The sequence below is a fragment of the Candidatus Berkiella cookevillensis genome (genome assembly GCF_001431315.2).
GTDB classification, from domain to species: domain Bacteria; phylum Pseudomonadota; class Gammaproteobacteria; order Berkiellales; family Berkiellaceae; genus Berkiella_A; species Berkiella_A cookevillensis.
Map to the genome: position 1 here is coordinate 739,832 of NZ_LKHV02000001.1, position 22,739 is coordinate 762,570.

At 35.9% G+C, this 22,739-nt stretch carries 26 protein-coding genes and 2 tRNA genes; 13 read left to right on the forward strand and 15 right to left on the reverse strand.

The genetic code is table 11. The features are described 5' to 3' along the window. Positions 1-169 precede the first annotated feature (169 nt). The 6 genes from CC99x_RS03305 to CC99x_RS03330 all read left to right on the forward strand — a co-directional run bounded on the left by CC99x_RS03305 (position 170) and on the right by CC99x_RS03330 (position 5,772). Positions 170-580 (forward strand): Fic family protein, encoded by a 411-nt coding sequence (locus CC99x_RS03305; RefSeq protein ID WP_200953450.1) that lies wholly within the window; start codon positions 170-172, stop codon positions 578-580. Between the two features lie 46 nt (positions 581-626). Then, complete coding sequence (locus CC99x_RS03310; protein WP_057624479.1) at positions 627-1,457, forward strand: alpha/beta hydrolase; 831 nt, start codon at positions 627-629, stop codon at positions 1,455-1,457. 360 nt (positions 1,458-1,817) lie between these two features. Next, positions 1,818-3,146: a Fic family protein gene (locus CC99x_RS03315; protein ID WP_057624478.1), complete on the forward strand. Its 1,329-nt coding sequence runs from the start codon at positions 1,818-1,820 to the stop codon at positions 3,144-3,146. Between the two features lie 195 nt (positions 3,147-3,341). Further along, positions 3,342-4,568, forward strand: coding sequence for an ATP-binding protein (locus CC99x_RS03320; RefSeq protein ID WP_057624477.1), 1,227 nt, complete (start codon positions 3,342-3,344; stop codon positions 4,566-4,568). Between the two features lie 41 nt (positions 4,569-4,609). Then, a complete protein-coding gene (locus CC99x_RS03325) occupies positions 4,610-5,404 on the forward strand; it encodes a class I SAM-dependent methyltransferase (RefSeq protein WP_057624476.1) in 795 nt (264 codons plus the stop codon). 200 nt (positions 5,405-5,604) lie between these two features. Beyond that, the gene (locus CC99x_RS03330; RefSeq protein WP_158003208.1) at positions 5,605-5,772 is read left to right on the forward strand and encodes a hypothetical protein; all 168 of its coding nucleotides are present in this window, start codon (positions 5,605-5,607) and stop codon (positions 5,770-5,772) included. 164 nt (positions 5,773-5,936) lie between these two features. On the opposite strand, the gene CC99x_RS03335 is transcribed toward CC99x_RS03330, so the two are convergent. Together CC99x_RS03335 and CC99x_RS03340 are read right to left on the reverse strand one after the other, a co-directional pair. Next, positions 5,937-6,012: transfer RNA gene (locus tag CC99x_RS03335), tRNA-Asn, on the reverse strand. A 68-nt stretch (positions 6,013-6,080) separates the two neighbouring features. Further along, positions 6,081-7,265: a pyridoxal phosphate-dependent aminotransferase gene (locus tag CC99x_RS03340; protein ID WP_057624475.1), complete on the reverse strand. Its 1,185-nt coding sequence runs from the start codon at positions 7,263-7,265 to the stop codon at positions 6,081-6,083. A 106-nt stretch (positions 7,266-7,371) separates the two neighbouring features. Between CC99x_RS03340 and uvrB the strand changes: the two genes are divergently transcribed. From uvrB to CC99x_RS03365, 5 genes are all read left to right on the forward strand, one after another. Beyond that, positions 7,372-9,414: an excinuclease ABC subunit UvrB gene (gene uvrB, locus CC99x_RS03345; protein WP_057624474.1), complete on the forward strand. Its 2,043-nt coding sequence runs from the start codon at positions 7,372-7,374 to the stop codon at positions 9,412-9,414. A gap of 68 nt (positions 9,415-9,482) precedes the next feature. Next, positions 9,483-9,557 (forward strand) — tRNA-Val (locus CC99x_RS03350). Positions 9,558-9,655: 98 nt separating this feature from the next. Continuing rightward, on the forward strand, positions 9,656-11,053 hold the full coding sequence (locus CC99x_RS03355) for a site-specific integrase (protein ID WP_083477338.1): 1,398 nt from the start codon (positions 9,656-9,658) through the stop codon (positions 11,051-11,053). Between the two features lie 6 nt (positions 11,054-11,059). Further along, positions 11,060-11,920, forward strand: a complete 861-nt coding sequence (locus CC99x_RS03360; RefSeq protein WP_057624472.1) for a TIR domain-containing protein — start codon at positions 11,060-11,062, stop codon at positions 11,918-11,920. Positions 11,921-12,005: 85 nt separating this feature from the next. Beyond that, positions 12,006-13,094 carry a DUF4917 family protein gene (locus CC99x_RS03365; protein ID WP_057624471.1) on the forward strand — a complete coding sequence of 363 codons (1,089 nt, stop codon included), beginning with the start codon at positions 12,006-12,008 and terminating at the stop codon, positions 13,092-13,094. 13 nt (positions 13,095-13,107) lie between these two features. On the opposite strand, the gene CC99x_RS03370 is transcribed toward CC99x_RS03365, so the two are convergent. The 11 genes from CC99x_RS03370 to CC99x_RS03420 all read right to left on the reverse strand — a co-directional run bounded on the left by CC99x_RS03370 (position 13,108) and on the right by CC99x_RS03420 (position 19,694). After that, positions 13,108-13,569: a hypothetical protein gene (locus tag CC99x_RS03370; RefSeq protein WP_057624470.1), complete on the reverse strand. Its 462-nt coding sequence runs from the start codon at positions 13,567-13,569 to the stop codon at positions 13,108-13,110. A gap of 526 nt (positions 13,570-14,095) precedes the next feature. Beyond that, a complete protein-coding gene (locus CC99x_RS03375) occupies positions 14,096-14,347 on the reverse strand; it encodes a type II toxin-antitoxin system Phd/YefM family antitoxin (RefSeq protein ID WP_057624469.1) in 252 nt (83 codons plus the stop codon). Positions 14,348-14,350: 3 nt separating this feature from the next. Further along, a complete protein-coding gene (locus tag CC99x_RS03380; RefSeq protein ID WP_057624468.1) occupies positions 14,351-14,698 on the reverse strand; it encodes an XRE family transcriptional regulator in 348 nt (115 codons plus the stop codon). Positions 14,699-14,702: 4 nt separating this feature from the next. Next, complete coding sequence (locus CC99x_RS03385; protein ID WP_057624467.1) at positions 14,703-15,053, reverse strand: type II toxin-antitoxin system RelE/ParE family toxin; 351 nt, start codon at positions 15,051-15,053, stop codon at positions 14,703-14,705. 235 nt (positions 15,054-15,288) lie between these two features. Further along, positions 15,289-15,426: a hypothetical protein gene (locus tag CC99x_RS03390; protein WP_259596574.1), complete on the reverse strand. Its 138-nt coding sequence runs from the start codon at positions 15,424-15,426 to the stop codon at positions 15,289-15,291. A gap of 11 nt (positions 15,427-15,437) precedes the next feature. Continuing rightward, positions 15,438-16,607: a transposase family protein gene (locus CC99x_RS03395; protein ID WP_259596575.1), complete on the reverse strand. Its 1,170-nt coding sequence runs from the start codon at positions 16,605-16,607 to the stop codon at positions 15,438-15,440. A 74-nt stretch (positions 16,608-16,681) separates the two neighbouring features. Next, on the reverse strand, positions 16,682-17,440 hold the full coding sequence (locus CC99x_RS03400; protein WP_057625394.1) for an MvdC/MvdD family ATP grasp protein: 759 nt from the start codon (positions 17,438-17,440) through the stop codon (positions 16,682-16,684). Then, complete coding sequence (locus CC99x_RS03405) at positions 17,434-17,634, reverse strand: hypothetical protein (protein ID WP_057625393.1); 201 nt, start codon at positions 17,632-17,634, stop codon at positions 17,434-17,436. Before CC99x_RS03405 ends, CC99x_RS03400 begins: the two co-directional genes overlap by 7 nt. A gap of 130 nt (positions 17,635-17,764) precedes the next feature. Next, positions 17,765-18,172 (reverse strand): hypothetical protein, encoded by a 408-nt coding sequence (locus CC99x_RS03410; RefSeq protein ID WP_057625392.1) that lies wholly within the window; start codon positions 18,170-18,172, stop codon positions 17,765-17,767. Beyond that, complete coding sequence (locus tag CC99x_RS03415) at positions 18,150-18,629, reverse strand: hypothetical protein (RefSeq protein WP_200953504.1); 480 nt, start codon at positions 18,627-18,629, stop codon at positions 18,150-18,152. Before CC99x_RS03415 ends, CC99x_RS03410 begins: the two co-directional genes overlap by 23 nt. A gap of 255 nt (positions 18,630-18,884) precedes the next feature. After that, positions 18,885-19,694 carry a metallophosphoesterase family protein gene (locus tag CC99x_RS03420; protein ID WP_057625390.1) on the reverse strand — a complete coding sequence of 270 codons (810 nt, stop codon included), beginning with the start codon at positions 19,692-19,694 and terminating at the stop codon, positions 18,885-18,887. A gap of 308 nt (positions 19,695-20,002) precedes the next feature. On the opposite strand from CC99x_RS03420, the gene CC99x_RS03425 reads away from it, so the two are divergent. Beyond that, positions 20,003-20,275: a winged helix-turn-helix domain-containing protein gene (locus CC99x_RS03425; RefSeq protein ID WP_057625389.1), complete on the forward strand. Its 273-nt coding sequence runs from the start codon at positions 20,003-20,005 to the stop codon at positions 20,273-20,275. Positions 20,276-20,401: 126 nt separating this feature from the next. Here the strand turns inward: CC99x_RS03425 and CC99x_RS03430 are convergent, their stop codons facing one another. Next, a complete protein-coding gene (locus CC99x_RS03430) occupies positions 20,402-20,794 on the reverse strand; it encodes a tautomerase family protein (protein ID WP_057625388.1) in 393 nt (130 codons plus the stop codon). A 269-nt stretch (positions 20,795-21,063) separates the two neighbouring features. On the opposite strand from CC99x_RS03430, the gene CC99x_RS03435 reads away from it, so the two are divergent. Further along, positions 21,064-21,555 carry a DUF805 domain-containing protein gene (locus tag CC99x_RS03435; RefSeq protein ID WP_057625387.1) on the forward strand — a complete coding sequence of 164 codons (492 nt, stop codon included), beginning with the start codon at positions 21,064-21,066 and terminating at the stop codon, positions 21,553-21,555. A gap of 131 nt (positions 21,556-21,686) precedes the next feature. On the opposite strand, the gene CC99x_RS03440 is transcribed toward CC99x_RS03435, so the two are convergent. Next, the gene (locus CC99x_RS03440; RefSeq protein ID WP_057625386.1) at positions 21,687-22,556 is read right to left on the reverse strand and encodes a pepsin/retropepsin-like aspartic protease family protein; all 870 of its coding nucleotides are present in this window, start codon (positions 22,554-22,556) and stop codon (positions 21,687-21,689) included. Positions 22,557-22,739: the final 183 nt, after the last annotated feature.

Sequence of the window (22,739 nt, forward strand, 5' to 3'; positions counted from 1 at the left end):
TCTCTGTAGTTTTTAACAAGGCAGTGCCTAGTGCATTCACTTTGTTAGTAAGCTAGAAATTGGCTCCCCGAGTGGGACGATTTTCAAACTTTTCGGGTTGAGATCCTAGAAACGCTTAAAAGCTGGCCTAAACCCCTTATCGCCTGCCCCATATTAGTGAGATAAAGGCTTGGGTCTTTCCACGCAATTTGCATTTGAGAGGAAAGATTATTACAACCAATTAGAAAAACAGCAACGAAGCACCCCTGAAATTACCGATTGGTTGGAATGGTTTTTGGATTGTCTTGGTCGTGCTATTTCTAACGCAGAAGAATCATTGGGAAAAGTACTATTTAAAGCGCGACTTTGGGGCATGATTAACCAAAATCCTGTAAATGAGCGACAGCGCCTTATTATTAACCAAATGTTGGAAGAGAATTTTGAAGGATATATGAATACTTCAAAGTATGCCAAGTTGGCTAAATGCTCAAATGATACTGCGCTCAGAGATATTCAAGATTTAAAGTTAAAGGGAATATTTATACAAAATCCTGGTAGTGGACGAAGTACGAGTTATCATTTGCTAGATGAGATTTCATAAAATATTATAGATTTCAAGACGAAAAAAATTACAAGGAATACGTTCTATGGCTTTAAATAAAAATCTTCTCATAATAGCTATGCTTGCATTTCCTCATCTTAGCCTTGCAACCATTAAACACATTGATATGAACAATACTTCATGCGAAAGCGATTATCATTCAGCAGTATCTAGTTTAAAAGAACATTGTATTCGTTTGGTCAGTCCGGATCTCTCAAAGAAGCAAGCGGATGAATTAATTATTTATTTGCATGGTGATTATGGTATTGGAGGATCTAGTTACATGAGTGGTATTGCTGCTCATTTTTCAAAACCAAATCGCATGAATATTGCTTTAATTCGTCCAGGTTATTTTGATGATAATGGCAATTTTTCTTCAGGTTCTTCATTAGGCGTTACAAGTACAAAGATTACGGGAAGGCTAGATAGCTATACGCGCGAGAATGTTGATATTATTGCTGATGCTATTTCAAATTTAAAGAAAAATTATAAGTCAAAACGAGTTGTTGTTATTGGCCATTCGGGAGGGGCTGCTCTAGCAGCGCTTATTTTAAATTTTTACCCCCAGTTAATAGATAAGGTTTTACTAATTAATTGTCCATGTGACGTAAAACAATGGCGACCCGATTGGGAGCATAGTTTATCTCCAATTGAAAATATTAATCTTATTTCACCAAAAGCAAAAATTGATATTTTATCAGGTGCAGCAGATGACGTTGTTTTTCCTGAGCTTTGTAAGCGATATGCTCATGAATTAAATAAGATCAATAATAAAACAGAATTTTTCCTTGGAATTGGAATGAAGCATAATCTTAGCGATGAAACAACAAGAGGCATGGTCTTGCAACACATTCAGAAGTTTTTAGATAAAGACTGAATAATTTTTTGTGCTTGAAGTTAGTCGGTGCGGAGATATTTTTTCTTAAATATCAAGTTTGATTGTAAACTAAATTTGGTTCCCCGAGTAGGACGATTTTCGAACTTTTAGGGTTGAGATACTTGAAGTGATTAGAAGCTGGCCAAAGTCTATAGAAATGCCAACCATTTATTAACCATTAACCTTTCCTGCCCTACTGGCTTTCATTCTGAATTTATGTGTGTATAAAATCATACTAATTTTTAAAAATTAGTAGTAAATTAGTAGTAAATATATTATATTGACAATATTGATACTAATTTTTGAAAATTAGTATCAAATTAGTATTTGTATGTCTGTATATAATGAAGGTACTAAGCTTTGAGAATTCCAGCCTTTCCACCACAAACTGACCTTGATACAAAGGTGTTAACCAGCTCGTCTGCTTTAAAGTGTAATATCACTGATAGTAAAGGTCGCTATTTACACTGGGACAAACTTCGATTTTTATCACCACCTGAAGGCAGTTCTTCGGAACAATGGTGGGCTTCTATTAAACATGCACGCAGACAAATGTATAAGCATATAAATATAAACGATCCAAATGGAAAATCATTTGTGTTTTTGTATAGCGATGAAATAATGAGTAGTCTTCACTGGTTAGATCAAAATGCTTCAGGAATGATTGGATCTTCTCAGCCTATTGTTAGTTCACAAATGAAAAATACTTATTTAATTAGATCTTTAATAGAAGAAGCTATCACTTCTAGTCAATTAGAGGGAGCATCTACTACTTGGAGAGTAGCAAAAGAGATGTTAAGGCAAGGTAGAAAGCCTTCCGATAAAAATGAACAAATGATATATAATAATTACATTGCAATGCAATTTATCAGAGAGTATAAACAAGAAAAGCTCACTCCACAGATACTGTTGGAATTGCAAAAAATCTTAACTGAAAATACTTTGGAAGATGAAAGTCATTCAGGTTATTTTAGAGGAGTGGAAGATGACGTAAAGGTTGTAAGCTATCGCGGGGATATTTTACATGTTCCACCTGCGGCTGAATTACTTACACAACGAGTAAAAAATTTATGCGATTTTTCAAATCAAGCTACCTCAGATATCTTCCTCCATCCCATCATTAAATCAATAATTTTACATTTCTTAATTGGTTATGAGCATCCCTTTGTCGATGGCAATGGTAGAACAGCTAGAGCTTTATTTTATTGGAGTATGGCTCAACAAAATTATTGGTTAATAGAATTTATTTCAATTTCAAAAATAATTAAAAAGGCTCCTGTAAAATATGGAAAAGCTTATCTTCATACTGAAACAGATGAAAATGATTTAACTTATTTTATCATTCATCAACTTGAAATAATTAAAGAGGCAATTAATGATTTGTACCTATATATTGATAAAAAAACCAAAGAAATTGTTTCAGCAGAAGAATTATTTTCTACTTCTAAAAAATTAAAAGATAAGCTTAATTATCGTCAATTGGCTTTGATTAAGCATGCTTTAAAGCATCCAGGATTTATATATAAAATAACAGAGCATCAAAATAGCCATGGGATTGTGTATCAAACAGCACGAACTGATTTGTTACAGCTATCTGATAAATTTAATTTTTTAATGAAAGAAAAGAAGGGTAAAAGTTTTGTTTTTAGATCGCCACGTGATTTAACAGATAGAATTCAAGGACAATAGACTCAATAAACTATGTAAACTTACTTAATTTGGCTCCCCGAGTGGGACGATTTTCGAACTTTTCGAGTTGAGATCAGTAATACGGTATTATCTGGACTTGAGATATTCACCCATATAGGTGTAATAGCACCTATTAATTGACAGTAGCTCCTTTTGTCGGCTAATATTGTAGTTAAATACAAGATTGGACGAAATATGTATATAAAACGAACCATGGAGGCAACCATAGCAAAAGCCTCTAGTAGTTTCCCAGTGCTAATGGTAACTGGGCCTCGGCAAATAGGAAAAACCACTCTATTACAACGTTGTTCGGAATCAAATAGGCGCTATATTACATTAGATGATCTGAATGATAGATCGTTAGCAAAAAGTGATCCAGAACTATTCTTTAAAAGAAATCCTCCGCCAATTTTAATTGATGAAGTTCAGTACGCACCAGAATTATTCAGTTACATCAAAATAATTTGTGATCGTGAACGCAAAAATGGTTTATTTTGGTTAACAGGATCTCAGAAATTCCATTTAATGCAAAATGTATCTGAATCACTTGCAGGTAGAATAGCCATATTAGATTTGCTAGGGTTATCTCAAGCTGAAATATTTAACCACGCACACGATACTCAACCATTAATACCAACATCAGAATGGCTAATTAATGCTAGAAAGCATGCAAGGTCAGATTTCAGTTTAATGGAAGTATATAAACGAATATGGAGTGGATCATTTCCACAAATTGTATTGCAAACCAATACTGATCGTGACTTGTTTTACGCGTCATATGTGCAAACTTATATTCAGCGCGATGTGCGTGAAATTACGAATATTACCAACGAGACAGGATTCTACAATTTTTTACGCGCAGTCGCGGCTCGCACTGGACAATTACTAAATTATGCTGATCTTGCTAGAGATGCAGATATAAATCATAGAACAGTAAAAGACTGGTTAAATATATTAGAAACTTCTGGGATAATATATTTACTACGTCCATATCATAATCACGTAGTAAATCGTTTAATAAAAACTCCCAAACTTTATTTTTTAGATACTGGTTTGTGTTCGTATTTAACAAGATGGCAATCTGTAGACTCTTTGGAAGCAGGAGCGATGTCAGGGCATATCTTAGAAACATATATATTTACTGAGATACTAAAAAGCTATTGGCACAATGGTAAAGAGGCATATTTTCATTTTTATCGCGATAAGGATGACAGAGAGATTGATTTGATCATTGATCAAAATAATACCCTATATCCAATTGAGATGAAAAAAACGGCTAACCCAGCTGCCAATGCCCCCTCAAACTTTAAATTTTTATGCGGATTGCAACAAAATGTGGGGCGTGGAATGGTGGTGTGCTTAGCAGAAAAAGATATACCATTATCCCGAGATGTAGATGCGGTACCTATAAGTTACTTATAAGAATATTGGAATAGTTAAAACAACTGAAAATAAGTTGTGCCATGAAAAATGAAAATACAATAGATCAAAATAAATTAAAGGCATTTGTTTTTGATAATATTTTGCCAAGCACCCGTGGTGCTATGAGTATCATTATGGCAATTATTGGTGATAAGTTAGGCTTGTTTAAGGCTATGTGTGATTATGGTCCTGTAACAGCTGAAACATTATCAATCCATACTGGAATGCATCAGCGGTATTTGCAAGAGTGGCTATCTGCTTTAGCTGCTGCTCATTGGATTGACTATGATCCGCAAACTGAAGAATTTCATTTGACGCCTGAGCAAGCGACAGTATTTGTTGATTCAAATAGTTTAATGTACTTCCAGGGTGTGTTTGGGATATTTGACGCTTGCCACCTGGATCTCAAAAAAATTATTTCAGCATTTAAATCAGGGCAAGGTATTTCTTGGAACGATCGTGAAAAATGTTTGTTCTGTAGTCTAGCGGATTCATCGGGTCCTAAATATAAAAACCAGTTAATCTCAGCTTGGTTACCTAAGCTGCCTGGCATTGTATCGAAACTAAACGCGGGCGCAAAAGTCGCTGATGTAGGTTGCGGCAGTGGTTTAACAACATTATTAATGGCAGAAGCATTTCCTAACTCTGAATTTTATGGGTTTGATCTTCATGCAGGCTCTATTGAACAAGCGAAGACTACTGCTTTAGAAACAGGTCTTGCATTAGGCGCTCAAGCTGCGCCTGCACGATTACAGCAAGTCACCAGTGAAGCTGGTTTTAATCATTTTAGTATCGTATACAAAACCATGAGTCATATGGTAATTCATGTGAATTAAGATGTTGTATATTAATTGGATTTGCTGGTGTAGGAAAAAGTTGGCACAATAATTTGTAAGTTTTCTAATTTAAATTAACTCCCCCGAGTGGGACGATTTTCGAACTTTTCGGGTTGAGATCCTAAGAACAGTGAACAGCTGGTCAAGCAATCAAAAATGATTCATCTGAGCAGAATGTAGCCTATTGGTGCAAAAGAATTATGAAAAATATAGTACGCGCATCTTTTGGGTTAATCATGCTGGATGTTGGTAAATTTTCGCGAGATATTGATCTTTGCGTAGATTGTTTTGTAAAAAGATATCCACGTAAGGCTGATAAAATGCAAAAAGTTAAAGCTTTAATCACTAATCCTACCGGTGAGGGATGAGCTAATAAATTTACTTGAAGATTTTGGTAAATGGGTGATTGAAGAATCTGATTTATAGCTGGACAAACATAATTCTAGAAGAGAAATTGTTCTGCTATGTGATAACTGTTCTTAAAAAGAAAGAAATAATAAACGGATAATTTGTAAGCTTGCTTAATTTAAATTGGCTCCCCGAGACGGACTCGAACCGCCGACCCAGTGATTAACAGTCACTTGCTCTACCGACTGAGCTATCGGGGAAGATAATCCTTATTAACAATATGTTAACAAGGATTAAGTGCGCATACTACGTTGCCGCGTAACTCAAGTCAAGCAGCTTTGCAGGCAACTGATAATCTTTTCATAGATTCTTTTAAATTGTCCATGCTAGTTGCATAAGATAACCGCATGTAACCATTCGCACCAAAGGCAGAACCTGGTACAACTGCTACACCAACGGTCGTTAATAGGTGCTCTGCAAATTGCACATCATCAGTCATGTCTAAACGCTGCATAGCGCCTTCTACGTTAGGGAAAGCATAGAAAGTACCATCGCCTGGCTTGCAGCTGATACCGGGCATTTTATTGAGTTCTTCAACCATGTAGTCATGACGTTGTTTGAAATGCTTTACCATCTCATACACAGTATCAAAGCTACCTTTCAAAGCAGCTTCTGCAGCAGCTTGTGCAATAGAGCAAGGGTTGGAAGTACTTTGTCCTTGGATTTTATTCATGGCTTTGATTAAGTTAACTGGGCCTGCAGCATAGCCAATACGCCAACCTGTCATAGAATAAGCTTTTGAAACGCCAGATAGCACAATACTGCGTTCTAAGAGGTCGGGGCAAACCATTGGGATATTATAGAAGCTCCCGTTCCACAAAACGTGTTCATACATATCATCTGTTGCGATCAGGACTTGTGGATGTTTGCGCAGCACTTCACCCAGAGCCATTAATTCTTCTTTGGAATAAGCAAAGCCTGTTGGGTTAGAGGGGCTGTTAATAAAAAATAATTTAGTTTTATGAGTAATAGCAGCATCGAGTTGTTGAGGCGTGATTTTAAAATCTTGCTCTATGCCTGCATCAATAAAGACAGGCTTACCATCTGCTAATAAAACCATATCAGGATAAGAAACCCAGTAGGGGCCTGGAATAATCACTTCATCATCTTTATCAATGAGTGCTTGTAATAAATTATAAATGCATTGCTTGCCGCCGGTGGAAACAATCACTTGATTAGGGTTAAAGCTTAACTTATTAAAATTCGCAAATTTTTGAATAATTGCTTCTTTTAAGCTTGGTGTACCATCAACTGCGGTATACTTGGTTTTGCCTTCATTCATTGCGCGCTTAGCTGCTTCTTTGATATGGTCTGGGGTATCAAAGTCAGGCTCACCTGCACCCAAGCCAATGACATCTTTACCTTGTGCTTTGAGTTCTTGTGCACGTTGTGTGACTGCTAATGTGGGGGAAGGTTTAATTTTATTGACTCTGTTAGCAAGTTGAATATCCAATTTTTTCTCCTTGGGCTAAGCATAATGATGATAATTTTGATGAGCGCACTATGCCACATTTGTTAGTAAGATGTAATGTGCACACACTTTTAAAGATGATAAAAGAATGACGAAGAAACTAGAAATTGTATCCAATTATACACCAGCCGGTGATCAACCGAATGCAATTAAAGCGCTGGTTAAAGGTGTGCTTGCAGGTGATCCTTTCCAAACGCTTTTAGGTGTAACCGGCTCAGGAAAAACCTTTACGATTGCGCATGTCATTGAGGCGGTACAAAAGCCGACGATCATTTTAGCCCCCAATAAAACCTTAGCAGCTCAATTATACGGGGAAATGAAAAGTTTCTTTCCTAAAAACGCAGTTGAGTATTTTGTTTCTTATTATGATTATTATCAGCCAGAAGCTTATGTTCCTTCTTCTGACACCTTTATAGAAAAAGATGCCTCTATCAATGAGCATATTGAACAAATGCGTTTGTCTGCGACTAAAGCTTTGTTAGAGCGTAAAGATGCCATCATTGTCGCAACGGTGTCTGCCATTTATGGTTTAGGTGATCCTGACTCCTATTTGAAGATGATGTTGCATTTGAAAAAAGGCGATAGCATTGATCAACGTGAAATTTTAAGACGACTTGCAGAGTTGCAATATACCCGTAATGATTTAGAACTACATCGTGGTAACTATCGAGTGCGTGGTGATGTGCTTGATGTTTTCCCTGCTGAATCAGAGCAATTGGCAGTACGCATAGAATTGTTTGGTGATGAGCTTGAGCACATTAGTATTTTCGATCCTTTAACGGGCGAAATTAAAGATACTTTAGAGCGCATTACGATTTACCCTAAAACCCATTATGCGACACCCAGGCAGGTTATTTTAGAAGCGGTTGAAAAAATTAAAGAAGAAATGTTTGTGCGTTTGCAAGAGCTAAATAGCCTGCAAAAACTGGTGGAAGCACAACGCTTAGAACAGCGTTGCAAATATGATATAGAAATGCTGATTGAGCTAGGCTATTGCAATGGTATTGAGAACTACTCAAGACTCTTAAGCCAAAGAGCACCAGGCGCGCCACCGCCTACCTTGATTGATTACTTACCTAAAGATGCGCTGATTATTTTAGATGAGTCGCATGTTATGGTGCCACAATTGGGGGCGATGTATAGGGGAGATAGATCGCGTAAAGAAACCTTAGTTGAATACGGCTTTAGGTTACCTTCCGCCTTAGATAATAGACCCTTGCGTTTTGAAGAATTCTTAGAAATTATCCCTACTGCTATTTTTGTGTCTGCAACACCCGGAGATTATGAGATTGAGCAATCCACACGTGTGGTGGAACAAATTGTACGACCAACGGGCTTATTAGATCCCATTTGTGAAGTACGCCCAGTAGATACGCAAGTAGAAGATGTGCTGTCTGAGATTAATCAACGCGTCAAAATTAAAGAGCGGGTCTTGATCACAACTTTAACGAAAAAGATGGCAGAAGACTTAACGCAGTATTTGGCAGATAGAAAAGTTAAAGTGCGTTATTTGCATTCGGATATCGATACGGTTGAGCGTGTTGAAATTCTGCGTGATTTGCGTTTAGGTGTCTTTGATGTTTTGGTGGGTATTAACTTACTTCGTGAAGGCTTAGATTTACCAGAAGTATCTTGTGTGGCTATTTTTGATGCAGATAAAGAAGGCTTTTTACGCTCAAGTCGCTCATTGATTCAAACCATAGGTCGGGCTGCACGTAATGTGAATGGTAAAGTAATTTTGTATGCGAATAATATTACTAAAAGCATGAAATATGCGATGGATGAAACGGCGCGTAGACGTAAAAAACAATCAGCCTACAATAAACAACATGGTATTACGCCAAAAACTATTGAAAAGAAAATTACCGATATTATGGGCGGTGCTTTTGTTACTAAGAAGATGGGCAAGAAAGCAAAATCCAAAGCAGAGAAATTTGAAATTTCTAATCCTGTGGTTGAGGAAATGCGTGCCATGTTAGCGCAATTACCCATTGCTCCAGAAAAGGCTGCTCAACACCTTAAGCGTTGGGATAAGAAAATGTATGAATACGCTAAAAATTTAGAGTTTGAGCATGCAGCTTTGATACGAGATGAGATGCAGCGCTTCAAAGAGCAGGTTTTTGTTAAGTAAACAAACTGATAATTTAAAGATATACTTGCAGAGCTTGAGGCAAAATGTTAAGTTATCGCCTCAATTGTAGGCGCGTAGCTCAGTGGTAGAGCATCACCTTGACATGGTGGTGGTCGGTGGTTCAATCCCACTCGTGCCTACCAACTTTACTGTAAGTAATTGAAGCATCTGAAGAAATAATCAATATCGTTTGAAGCAACCTGAAACAGGGACACTTTAGCGGTACACTTCAGAGGTTTTCATGCGAAATACGCAGTACTTACAGCGCTCACCTTACAACGTCTATTATGCTCGATTTAAGCTGCCTCAAGGCTTATCCCATTATTACGATAAGAAGTCTATTAAGGTTTCCCTAAAAACCCGACAACCCACTGAGGCTAAGATCCGTTGTTACTTGGCCGCAGGGTTGTTGCAATCTAAGTTTAATGACTTGATGCGTTGGTCAACCATGAATGAACCCCAGTTTCCCATCGAGCAGATTAGAGCCGTTATCCGTGAGGAATTGGAAGGTTTGCTGGTGCAGCTCAAAGATAACTTCAATTCTGAAAAGGGCACAATTGAAATCACTCCTAGGAAAGTAAATGGAGTGACTCATACAGAGCCTCAACCTGAATCACTTCAAAACCAAGTAGTTGGCCCTCAGCTCTCCTCGCTTATTAGCGATTATGCACAAGAGAAGATCCGATCTGGCATTTGGTCGCAAAGAACGCAAGAAGACAACCGCTACATCGGTGAATTGATCATAAAGATTTTGGGGGATGTGGGGGCGGCCAGCATTGGCTTTGATGAAGCCAGACATTTTAAGAAAATCCTAATGGCACTACCCGCCCATATGACCAAAAATGAGCAATACAAAGGGATGTCCATTGATGAGATTGTTGCGACAGAACCTACGCAAACGATGTCCATTACGACAATTAATCGGGCATTAGGCGTTGCAGCTAGTATTTGGGAATATGGTAAAAAGAATGGCTATGTAAAAGAAAATTATTTTAAGGGGCTGCAATTACCCAAGCATAAAAGTGCCAAGGAAGAGCGATTACCATTTTCTGATAGTGATTTGAAGCTATTATTTGGCACGGAAATGTACCATACGGGCAAATACCAAAAGCCATTTCATTATTGGATCCCACTTTTAGGTTTATATACTGGATGCCGCTTAAATGAACTTTGTTCTTTGACAAAAAATGATGTGGTTCAAGAAGGCGATATTTGGTACATAAGCATTAATGAAGCTGGTGAAAAAAGAGTCAAAAATAAATCTTCTATTCGAAAAGTACCATTGCATTCCAAGCTGGCTGAACTTGGCTTTATTGAATTTGCCAAGTCATCGCATGGCAGGCTATTCCCCGAATTGAAAAAAGTTAAAGACAATTACTCGCATTATGCGACTAAGTGGTTTTGCCGAACATATATTAAAAAATGTGGCATTGATGATACTCGAAAAGTATATCACTCCTTTAGGCATACTGTGGCGCAGAGACTAACAAATAGCAATGTTCCTAGAGAAATAGTGGGGGCGATATTGGGTCATCATGATGCGAGCCAAACGACAGGACGGTATGGAGATGGGTTTTCGTTGCAAATATTGAAAGAAGCTATAGAAAAGCTTAACATTGTACCCTTTAAAAGGGGTTGAGATAACGTGGTAACACTAAAAGAATATTTTACAAAAGATTTTCCTACTGCCATGAGTTTGGATTTCAACCTTCAGCTAATCCACGATCTTTCAAAAGAGATACTTGTTAGAGTGGGAATGGAGGCGTATTCAGATTCTAAGTTTTTGATTTTTTATATTCCTGGAAATGAGCATACGCTTCAGGTTTGCTTGGAACTATTAAATAACATTGACGATTTTCTTGCTAGATCAAATACCATTAAAGTAACTAGTGGCTTTATTAGCGATATACATTTAGGAAATGTGGGCAGTGATTTTGCAGCTTTTTCAAATAAAGTATATTTCTACCTCGATAATAACTTAAATCCTACAGATTTGGTTCATTTGGATGGCATTGCTAAATCGAAGAATTTGGCCATTACAATTAGGGATAATACATATTTGACTAAGAAATCAGAAGTTGAAAAGCCATTAGCCTTTATATCGCATGATTCACGTGATAAAAAACAAGTTGCACTGCCCATCGCTATAGGATTACAAAGACTCTTGTGCCCAGTATGGTACGATGAATTTTCATTGCAAGTTGGGGATAATTTACGCGAAAGCATTGAAAAGGGTATCAAAGAAACTAAAAAATGCGTTTTAATAATAAGTAAAAATTTCATATCAAACAGTGGATGGACCAAAACGGAATTTGATTCTGTTTTCACCAAAGAGATTATTGAAAAATCTAATGTCATTTTGCCAGTGTGGGTAGATGTATCTCCAGCAGAAGTTTATGATTATTCTCCAAGTTTGGCTAACAAGATGGCCTTAAATTGGAGTCAAGGTGAAGAGAAAGTAATTAATGAATTATATAGGGCAATTGCTTTTGATAAGGCTCAATGACGGCAAGCTTATGTGAAATTTTTGAGTTGCTTAGGTTTCAAAGTTGATGGATAATGCTAAATATTTCTAACTACAAGGATAGTTTATGGTTGAAGTTATTACGTTCCAACAAGTGCTTGATAAAGCAAAGCTGGAGAAGGGGCATCTGCGATTATTATTAGGAAATGGTTTTAGTATATCACTTTTCCCGAATATTTTTTCTTACAGCTCTCTTTTTGAACAAGCATTATCGAAACAGTTGTTTGAAAAAGTCTCAAAAGCTATCCCAGATTTATTTAAAGTGCTAGATACCTTTGACTTCGAACATATAATGCAACTACTTGCGCATGCTACGGTAGTTTTACCGCATTATAAGGATGATCCAAGCGTCATTAAAAGTATTAATGACGATATCGAAAAATTGAAACAAATATTGGTTGAAGCTATCACATCCAATCATCCTAATTCTCCTAATGAAATAACTGAATCACAATATGTTGCCTGTAAAAAATTTTTAAGCCATTTTGAGAGCGTATATACCGTCAACTACGATTTGCTATTGTATTGGGTTGTATTGAAATATCTTGATGAATTAGGGTTTACTGACGGGTTTCATGATCCTATGACAGGAGTAGACCCAAGCGATTACTATGAAAAGGATTACGTAAGTCGTTCACCAGGGGAGTCATCTTCTTTTAAACTTCATCACTTACATGGAGCTCTCCACTTGTATGATGCAAAATATGAAAATAGAAAATATTGCTGGGCCAGAACAGGCGTTAAACTAAAAGATCAAATATTATCTGCTCTAAATAATGGACTTTTTCCCTTGTTTATTAGCGAAGGTGATTCGAAATCTAAGCTAACCAAAATTAACCATAATACCTACCTAGCTAGTTCATTTAAAAGTATAGGGAATATCGGTGGTGCGCTTGTTGTATATGGCATGGGTTTCAAAGAGAATGATGAGCATATTATGAACGCTATTGTAAACAGCGATATTACTCATATTTATCTAAGTGTGTATGGTGACATCGCCTCAACGGGAAATAAGCATTTAATTGCAAACGTTGAAAAAATGAAATTAAAAAGAGATGAATTGAACAAAAACAAAAAAAAGAATAGCAGTAAGAAGCTATTAAATGCATATTATTATGATGCGGTAAGTGCAAATGTATGGGGAAACTCTAAATAACCCGTGCTTTACATTATGGCCTTGGCTTGGAACGCTTAACGTGTGAAATTACTTCGTCCATCTTATTATAAAATTCCTTTGGGACCCAGAAAGACATAAGTTTATTGTGTTGTTTGCCAATAATATTTTTTGATTGAAGAGTGGTTCTTAGGCTATCAAATCTATTTAAAAATTTTTCTTGAATATCAGGTTGAACTTCTTTAGTTATTCCCGAGGTGGTTCTGTAGACTTGCTCAAAAGTAGTAAATATTTTGATGTTTAGCTTGCCTTCCACATTAAGACTGCTTCGATTCTTGTCTATGAATTCCAAAGCTTTTATTGCTGATTCCCAGTCAGCTTCAAATGGTTCACATTCATTATCATCATTTGGGATATCAGTAATTTCACACAGGTGATCCCCTTTATCGTTCGTTATTAGAAATGCTCCGCGGCCTTTATTACCGTACGTAAATACAAATACTGTTGAATCTGGCATTTATTACCTCACCAATTCGATATACCTTTGAGTAAAGTAATAGCCCAATTAGTTGTGTTTGCGATCTAGAAGGTAATAGTTGATATACATGTTATTTCATTTAAGCTGTTCTTTTGAAAATTGCGAATTCTCTTTTTAGCCCGGGAAAACGCGAGCGTTTTCCCGGGCTTCAAGCGAAATTGGCAGGAAGAAATACCTCTCTTTTGTTGAAAACCCAATAAATGAGGGGAGTAGGAGCATTTAAAGCAAAAAAATATAAATTATCCATAAATGCCAGAAAGCCCATAGTGATTGTGGGAATGGGGTTATACACGGCAAAAAAGGAAGGAAGTAGTAATGAGAGGTATTTAATTTTTCGTACCTCTCATCTTTTACCATAAAATTAACAGTTTGTCAACAAGATGACTTAGGTATATGCACGCTTTATAATTATGTTTTGGTATTGAGGTGAAATAGCCATTTAATCGCACTCATTTGAGGGGTGTGTCCCGACCATCTTAAAAATGTAGTAGAAGACGAAGGCGATTTATAACTCTTCCAATTTAACTGCAATGGCTTTATTTATCTGTTTTTGGCGCTTCCTTACTATTTCACCAAGTTCAAAATCCTCAAGTGTATCTTGCATTTTTTCGTATGTTTTAGCTGGGATAAGGTATGCAACACGCACATCACGATTTAAAATACCTACAGGTTTTCCTTTAGACCGTTTTAAAACGGCCATAGGATTTTTCTTAAACTCAGTAATATTTACTGAAGATTTTGCATCAAAAGTTGCCATAAATTAGCCTGAACTTTGAGCTGATTTTGAATTTTGTAAAGACTCAATTTCTTTAAACTGGCTAATATGCACTTCACCATCAGGGAAACGAGCAATAATATCAAGCTGACCGCCCATAGCTTCAATATAACTACGAAGTGTAGAGATATACATATCAGTTCTTTGCTCAAGACGAGAAATATTAGCTTGCTCGGTAGACAATACTTCAGCTATGTTTTTTTGGCTTAATTGACGAGCTTTACGAAGTTCTTGCAAAGGCATTTCACTAAGCATTTTCTTAGCTTTTTCTTCAGAAGCATTTTGAGCTTGTGGCGACATTTTATCGCGTAAATTTTTGAAAGGTTTAGCCATTGTATTACCCTTCCTTCTTTAGAGTTTCAATATGTTCATCATATAAATCGTCAGCTTTGGGAACATATTCCTCATACCAACGATTATTTCCTGTTTTATCTCCTCCAATAAGGAGGATACCCACACGTTTCGGATCAAATGCATAAAGGATTCGATAAGGTCTACCTTTATGTTGAACTCTTAGTTCCCTCATATGAGAGTGTTTTGATCCATTTATCCCAGAAGAGTGGGGAAATTTTAAATTAGGGCCACATTGCTCTAATAACCTGACAGAAGCATCGATGTCGGTTTGCTCCTCTTCGGTTAGGTCTTCCCACCAATCACCAAATTCATCGGTGTACTCTACTTCCCACATTTCAGAAACCTTACTAAAGTATTACACAAAAGACATATGACTTCAAGATTATATTATAAACAGGAGGAAAGGTGAAGATCCTCCCTTTTTCACTATGTATATGCACTTCATACAGGGTATTTTCAGTGGTACAATTTTATCTAGGTCTTCAAGCAGAAGATTGATTTTTCTCAGGTTTTTCAAGCAAAAATTTGTTAGGTAGAGATCCCACTCGCGTATTGCCTCATAGCAAAACCTAACCCAAGGGGTCGTTCGTTGCCTCATAACTAAAGTAACCGAGAACATTTAATTCAAAGACTTTTATTTTGTTAAAAGCAGATAAAAAACAAACAGTAAGCTCGAGGCCGTTGCTGAATAGATATGCAATATTCATCTTTCTTCTCCTTAGAGTCGTTGCCTCACATTTGAACTAACTTTTATGTGCTTAAATATTTCAACCAATTTTGTTTCTATTATTTTCTTAAGTGTAAACGGATTAAGGGTTGCATGAATAGCCTGTAGTTTTTCTTTTGTGGTATCTGCAACAGAATCTGACTCTAATACCCGCTCATAAGGCGTTTTTGCAGGTTCATATTGTTTCTTGTATTTAGCGCCAATACGCTCTTTGCTTTTTAGCTTCATCGATGGCATGAAGTGATTTTGAAGCAGGCTCCATTCGTTTCGGTATAAATCATTCATCAAAACAACCGTTTTCTTTTTGTCTAGCCTGTCATACCCAAATAGGTTTCGCACATGCGTCCAATTTTTCTGTTCTACATGAGCATTATCATTCTTTTTATAGGGGCGTGAACGTGTAAACTGAACAGGCTTTTCTCTTTTAGTAAAATAATCATGTAATGCATGATTAATAAACTCACCGCCGTTATCACAATCAAACCCTAAAACCTCAAAGGGTAAAACCTTTTCTATATCACTGATACGTTCATAAACAAGGCCACCTTCTTTATTCCACATGGCTCGATTTTCTGTCCAACCTGTAAAAATATCTGTAACGGTTAGACTCCAAGCAAAACGACCAGCAACACTATCGCCACAGTGCGCAACAGTGTCTGCTTCCACATAACCTGGCCGTGTTATATCCCAATGACTAAATTGTATTTGTATATGAGATTTTAATAATGAGCCAGGTTTGGTTGCACAGCGTCCTTTAAGTTTGTTTGTCGCTCGTATAGGCTTTAGTAAGCGATCGATAGTAGCAGGGCTAATTGATAATAGCCGGTGCCTTATTTCAGGTGCTAGAGAGCCATAGGTTGACTCATAGCTTGGCAGCCAGAGTTTAATGATGGGTTTTAGCCTTTTGCCACAGGGTTGGTCGGCGGTAAACCAAATCTGCTTTAATGGCTCTAAGAGGGCGGGTTTATCATACACTGGTTTTAATCCCGCTCTCTTTTTTTCCTTAACTGGTTTCTTCTTTAGTAGCTGAATCGCATATTTTCTATTGTATCCACATACAGCACAAAACTCATTGAGTATTGCACTCTTTTTTGACCTATCAGCATTCACGTATCGCAACAAAATCGCTTGAAGATAGCTCTTTTTTTCTTGATACCCCATATGTGTAACCTCCTGTTCCCTGGTTACTTTTAATATGAGGCAACGAAGCCTACTTTGCGTTCATAGAGTTAGATTTAATTTGAGGCAATTCGCAATAGTTCATCATCTGAAAATCTACCCCATTCCACATAATCTGTTTCTTTAGACTTTAAAGTGATTTTTACTGCAATCGTATGGTTGCCAAGCACCATAACTCTAAGTTCATATTTTTTCAGTACCTCTTCTTGATAGATACCAGGCATATTTTGTAAAAAAAGTTCATCAGGTAAGTCATTTTTTGTTACTCTTGAAGCATAAAAAACAGAATCTGTCCAGATAATTTGAGAAAAACCTTTATAAATACATGATTTTTTTGAACCTATAAAAGTCTTAATAGCTGCTGGATCATTTGAAAAAAGAGTGTTAGGTATAGCCAATCCAACTTTTTTTGCTAACTGAAGCTGATGTATTTTATCATTTTCTTTTAATAGTGAGTTTATAGGATTTATCCAAAAAGATGAGGGTGTAGCAATATTAGAATATATTGAAGTTAAAAATATACGCAACTCCTTTTCCATAAGAGATCTTTCGTCTAAAAGCCTTGGATCATTCAGTTTAGGAAAAGCTATCCGTCTTAACCAAACAGCATCAAATTCAAAGCTCGATGCAATATTGGTTTCCCATTTGGAGATGTTATTATTAATGTGTAGTGAATGGTTTTGTATATTACCAGGAGTTGGCATTATCCATCGAGTTACATTTAATTGGTATTTTATTGCTATTGCCGTTGCAACGGCAATAGCATGGACATCCTTATAAGTGTTTATAATGAGTATATTCTTATTTTTCAACACCAGAATTCATCGCATTGTTGCTTAGTTATCCCATTACTTCCTGTTGCCCAGTAACTTGTCCTACAATCTTTGCAAATTGCAGCACCTGAGACATGTTGAACTTCCTCATTTGTCAAAATTTTTTTCGAAAGTGATTTTGCAAGGGTGCACTTTTTCTTTGAGATGCTTTTAATTGTGTCTTTATTTTTCATCATGCTTACTCCTTAAAAGATGATTAAGACTAACTGGCACAGTTCACTCTTTGATTTTTGACTGAGATGATTGGTCAATTACAGATTCCGAAAAATCAGCTAGTTAATACATTTAAATTATGTTCTATATATTTTAAGAACTTACTTTTTTTAATAAAGTTTTGCTAGCTAATAATAGCTCCTTTAAAAGCTGATCATTAACTTCAAGGTGCCCTTCATATTCTGCAAGATTGCGTTGATCATGACATTTGGAAAGTATTCGCCCAATTTCAGGTCCAAGTCCAGTTGTCTGCTGTAACACTTGAAAGACAATATAACGATGGGTGCTACGATAACCACATTTTCGTAAAGCAGCTAATGCTAAAGCATGAGCTGCATTGTAAGCTAGATCGAATCGGCTCTCAGGAGAAAGTGAATCTATTTCAGCATCTTTAAGGCGAGCTTTTCCAGAGCTTACTAGTCCATTAAATTCATCTTGACTGAATGATTCTTTTTTAAGTTGTCCTATTTTCACAAGATTATCTAAGCTGTTTGACTTCATCTTCAGTGCCTATTACGAAAATTTTAGGTTGTGTCATTATTTTGGTTAAAAAATGATTTTTTTCTTTCATTTTTTGTTTCCATTCTTGTGGCGTATGAAAGGTTGGGTTTATCTTTCTCTGAAGTATTGATTCAGCATCAGTCATTATTTTAAAAAAATCACTATAGGTTAAATCATCACCTATTATCATGATATCTATATCACTATGTGCATTATCAGATTGTTTAGCGATGGAGCCATATATAAAGGCAATATCGATCTTTTTTCGTAAGGGTTCTAATGCTTTTTGTAAGACATCAGACATTCCAAAGGTTTTCAGGATAATATTGCGTAGCTCGTTGAATATTGGAGATCCTTGATTGGCTTTGTATCTTTTTTGATTTCCTACCGATTGAAGATTAATCAATCCTACACGTGATAGTTTTTCTAACTCTCTTTGGACAACACCTGAACCCATGTTCGTAAACCTAATAATTTCATTTGTATGAAAATCCTGGTCTGGTCGGCCATACAGCAGTCCTAGTACCTGCTGGCGTACTTTAGAAAAAAGGGTGTTAGAAAGATTATAAGTATGTGTGTTCATATGGGTATGATAGTACCCATATTGGGTATAGTCAAGTTTTAACGCAAAAGGACATTATTCAAAGAAATTCATTATTTTAAACGATGATCTTCAGTTTTCTGTTCAATAAAAGTGTATTTTATAATTTCTTTACAATGCAATAATTTCTTGAATTTCAGGTCTAGTATATTCTGCTGAGCCAGATTTAACTGTAAGATTATCACATGCTTGCCAATGGGCTTTACTGTGTGTGTGGCCGCAAAGCACTAAAAATTCGATATCAGTATTCTCTTGTGCAATTTGCATGAGTATACCGCCGGTGGCTTTGGACGAGAAAAATGGAAGAAAATCATCGCTACTTATTCTCCCTTCATGCAGACACGCTTCTCTAAAAGGTGGAACATGTATGAGGACTATGACTTTTTTAGGATGATAATTTTTTATTCCATCAACCAGACTAATTTTTAATTGCTCTGCGTCTTTATCGGCTAATTGCTGCATTTTTTCAAGCAATGAATATTTGCCAAGTATGTTACTTTGAAATAAATCATTGATCATTCGACTGTCATTTAGGATGACACGGCTATTAGCATAATCACCATAACGCCCATCAGCCCAGCAATCCTCACCCAACAAAATAGTTTGATGTCCTAAGTCTTGTACCCCAGATATTGGAAGCCAATGAAGTAATGTTTTATTCTTGGTGAGAGCACTCATTTCTTGGCGTAAGGAGTCGACTTGGCCATGGTAATAATCATGATTGCCAAGCACGAAATAGATGGGTTTTTGAATGATATCAGCCATTTCTTTTAAGATTTTGGATACCGAAGGTGCTTCAGCAATATCACCGCTAATCAGAATTTTATTGCCAGAGGCGGCTATTATTCTTTGATAAAAATCCATTCTATCTTCTTTGCTTAGAAAGTTAAGATGGATATCTGTTAACCAAATTAATTTCATAGTAACCCGCTAATGATTTTTTTATAAATTAACTTTAGCTTTACTTGTTACAGCGAGAAAAAGCAATTTTTTTTGTTCTTTGATAGGAAAATAAAATGTAGTTTGACAAAGCTTCAAGTAAGCCATGAGACTATAGCTTACTTGAATTCACTACTACCATACTTAAGCAGGCGTTTCATCGGTTTTTTCATTGAATACGGGCAACTCAAACATTCGCAACCCAATATTAGTTTCTTTCATTGCCAAGGGGCTTTTGCCTTATAAAGGACTTGGTTCAGGTATTAAACGGGCACTTGAGGCAAATGTCTATGATTAGCTTTGTAGATGATAGGGATGGATGTCTGTTTATTGCCACAGTTCACCGATCTGAGTTATCAGCTTCCAGCAAAAGATCGGAGAAAACGGAAGAGGTGATATTACATCTTCTTCGGGAAAACCCTAAGATGACTATAAAAGAGCTATCTGATGCTATTGGAATTGCGTCTAGAAACATTGAGATGCAGTTATCGAAACTAAAGAAAAGCAAAAAGATTGAACGTATTGGCCCTGATAAGGGAGATTATTGGAAGGTAAATGACTGATAAAAAAGCCTCACCGAACGAGACATCTGTTCCAAGTACATTACACCAGCTATCACGAGCGCTGGATGGGACTTATTGACGCAAATCCGAGAAGAAGTAAGTTTTATCAAAGGTCGTATCACCTCTTTAAACTTCAATTGTATAGCCTAATTCTACGTCACATGCGGCTTGTCCACCCCGTATGCCCCAATTTTCACTACTCGTTTCCCTTAAAAGAATTTTGACATGATCTTTAGGAATGCCGAATTGCCCTAAATTTTCAATAATCAGACGGTATAGGTTTCGCTTGGCAGCAATAGAGCGGCCTGCAATGCAATCAATGCTGATATTCATATATAGTTCAGGATGAGTTTTAGTGGATGGCGCTGGGAAGCGGTGAGGCTCATGAGCTAAAAGTCGAATATTGATATCATCAGGCTTTTTAAAAGCGTCTTGAATGGCAGAGTGAACAGCATTCATTAAAGCTATTTCCTGTTCGGGAGAATATTTTTTTCTAACTTCGAGCAATACAAATGGCATGATGCTTATCTCTTGAGATCTTTAGTGCTGAATTGACAGGCTTAAATAGTAGTTCATCTCAATAATTAAGCAAGAGCCAACCGATCAAAATTATTGATAAACATTAATAAGGATTTCCTATTATCAAAAATGCTAAAAATCATTAAGAACTGCTTTTTCTTAAAAAAATATTGCTTTGCACAAAAAACAGCGTATCTTTATGTCACTTAAAATTAGTAAACATCGATTCTGCTGATGTAAGGCTAAGTGTGTAGAATATAGGAGGATAAATGACCGTAGAAGGCATCAAGAACAACAGTAGAAGTACAAAAAATCCAATCAGTCATTTTTGGAATAAACTTGAATTTTACAGCTTAAGACCACGATTAAACAGATTAAAATATATTGCATTAAACTCATTTTGGCTAAGCATAATTTTTATGTTAGTGCTTATCGATCAAGAAGTAGCTATTATGTCATCAGGTGTGAAAGCGCTTATTATTTGTTTAATATTGCCCAATTTTCTTGGCTTAAGAATAAGAAGATTAAATGATTCAAATCGTTCAGGTTGGTGGTTATTAATTAATATAATTCCAATTCTGGGAAATATTACCTCTTTGATTTTTTTATGTTTTTGGCCTGGCACAAAAGGTAAAAATCGTTATGGAGAAGAGCAATCAAAAACTGAACTTTTTTATTATTTTTTGATTTTATCAATACCTTTGGTTCTTTTGCTATCGATATTATTAGGGTTTTCAAATGGAGAAAATTTAGGACGGTAGCGTTAATTCCCTCAAATTTGAGGGAATTAAAATTTTAATTTCAAAGGCATAGAATCTGCAATTGATTGCCTTCGACAGCTTAACCTTTAATATAGATTAAATAAATAAGCATCTTTCAAATCTATTGCAGCTTACAAACCAGCCAAAAATATATTCTGATTGACCAAGTCGATCAATACTAAAGTAGTATTAAAAAAATTATAACCCAAAATTCCATCTACTTGTGGTTCTTGAAATTCAATATTATGAAAAAAATGATCTTCAAGTTTGAAATTATTAAAATTGAGACTAACTAAGTTTTGATCAATATTTCCTAAAATAGTTGGCTTGAGAATTGATGCTGTTGCTCCTGTATCTAGCAAAAAAGTTGCTGCTTTAAGATTGTTTATTTTTCCTGATATAACTAGGCTTTCGCTACTGGATTGATAAGACATTTTTTGCCATTTTTTCTTATTATAAGGAGAAGGTATGGCATCATGGTCGAAAATTATTATTCTTTGGTTTGAATAATCAATAATTATTTTTTTGTTTGAAAATAAATTTATTCCAATGATGCCATCTTGTTGTTCATGAAAATTATCTGCAATAAGACCTTCTTCTTTTGTGTTAGTGGTTTTATCGGGAGAAAATTTTAAACCCCAAGGTTGGTACGAATAAGTATTGATGCAAGGTATTGTCATTGAACTTAGAGTGAGCTTTGGAATAATGACTTCATCTGTTGAAGTGATCTTGCCACTTGAATCTATAGATTTTCTAGTTCTCCCAGTTTTTGTTACTGTGTTTAAATTTTGTAATATTTTATCATTCAAAATTAATGGAGCATTTGATCCTGTATCAAATAATAATTTGATCTCTTTTTCTTCGATCTGGCCAGTAATCAATGGAATATAATGAGAAATATTTAAGTTAATTATTTGAGCATCTTGTGCTTGTGCGTTAACTGCTGGAGAAAAACTAGAAAAAATAAATATGCAAAGATAAAATTGATTTTTTAAATACATAAATTTCTTTTAATATTAGTTAAGGTTTAAGCTATTGTATATAACTTCAGGTGAAACACCAGTAGAAAGCAAATAATTAGCTATAGTAGAGTATAATTCTCTTAATGCTGAACAATAAATGGAGGGGTTATTGAAATCATTTTCAAGGTTATAGCGATTAATTAATTCACCGCCTTTACATAA

Excerpts from the sequence above, each read along its gene's own strand:
- CC99x_RS03310 (WP_057624479.1), top strand. The coding sequence starts at position 627 with ATGGCTTTAAATAAAAATCTTCTCATAATAGCTATGCTTGCATTTCCT.
- CC99x_RS03320 (WP_057624477.1), top strand. The coding sequence starts at position 3,342 with ATGTATATAAAACGAACCATGGAGGCAACCATAGCAAAAGCCTCTAGT.
- CC99x_RS03325 (WP_057624476.1), top strand. The coding sequence starts at position 4,610 with ATGAAAAATGAAAATACAATAGATCAAAATAAATTAAAGGCATTTGTT.
- CC99x_RS03330 (WP_158003208.1), top strand. The coding sequence starts at position 5,605 with ATGAAAAATATAGTACGCGCATCTTTTGGGTTAATCATGCTGGATGTT.
- uvrB (WP_057624474.1), top strand. The coding sequence starts at position 7,372 with ATGACGAAGAAACTAGAAATTGTATCCAATTATACACCAGCCGGTGAT.
- CC99x_RS03355 (WP_083477338.1), top strand. The coding sequence starts at position 9,656 with ATGCGAAATACGCAGTACTTACAGCGCTCACCTTACAACGTCTATTAT.
- CC99x_RS03365 (WP_057624471.1), top strand. The coding sequence starts at position 12,006 with ATGGTTGAAGTTATTACGTTCCAACAAGTGCTTGATAAAGCAAAGCTG.
- CC99x_RS03370 (WP_057624470.1), bottom strand. The coding sequence starts at position 13,569 with ATGCCAGATTCAACAGTATTTGTATTTACGTACGGTAATAAAGGCCGC.
- CC99x_RS03375 (WP_057624469.1), bottom strand. The coding sequence starts at position 14,347 with ATGGCAACTTTTGATGCAAAATCTTCAGTAAATATTACTGAGTTTAAG.
- CC99x_RS03380 (WP_057624468.1), bottom strand. The coding sequence starts at position 14,698 with ATGGCTAAACCTTTCAAAAATTTACGCGATAAAATGTCGCCACAAGCT.
- CC99x_RS03385 (WP_057624467.1), bottom strand. The coding sequence starts at position 15,053 with ATGTGGGAAGTAGAGTACACCGATGAATTTGGTGATTGGTGGGAAGAC.
- CC99x_RS03390 (WP_259596574.1), bottom strand. The coding sequence starts at position 15,426 with ATGAATATTGCATATCTATTCAGCAACGGCCTCGAGCTTACTGTTTGT.
- CC99x_RS03395 (WP_259596575.1), bottom strand. The coding sequence starts at position 16,607 with ATGGGGTATCAAGAAAAAAAGAGCTATCTTCAAGCGATTTTGTTGCGA.
- CC99x_RS03405 (WP_057625393.1), bottom strand. The coding sequence starts at position 17,634 with ATGATGAAAAATAAAGACACAATTAAAAGCATCTCAAAGAAAAAGTGC.
- CC99x_RS03410 (WP_057625392.1), bottom strand. The coding sequence starts at position 18,172 with ATGAAGTCAAACAGCTTAGATAATCTTGTGAAAATAGGACAACTTAAA.
- CC99x_RS03415 (WP_200953504.1), bottom strand. The coding sequence starts at position 18,629 with ATGGGTTCAGGTGTTGTCCAAAGAGAGTTAGAAAAACTATCACGTGTA.
- CC99x_RS03420 (WP_057625390.1), bottom strand. The coding sequence starts at position 19,694 with ATGAAATTAATTTGGTTAACAGATATCCATCTTAACTTTCTAAGCAAA.
- CC99x_RS03425 (WP_057625389.1), top strand. The coding sequence starts at position 20,003 with ATGATTAGCTTTGTAGATGATAGGGATGGATGTCTGTTTATTGCCACA.
- CC99x_RS03430 (WP_057625388.1), bottom strand. The coding sequence starts at position 20,794 with ATGCCATTTGTATTGCTCGAAGTTAGAAAAAAATATTCTCCCGAACAG.
- CC99x_RS03435 (WP_057625387.1), top strand. The coding sequence starts at position 21,064 with ATGACCGTAGAAGGCATCAAGAACAACAGTAGAAGTACAAAAAATCCA.
- CC99x_RS03440 (WP_057625386.1), bottom strand. The coding sequence starts at position 22,556 with ATGTATTTAAAAAATCAATTTTATCTTTGCATATTTATTTTTTCTAGT.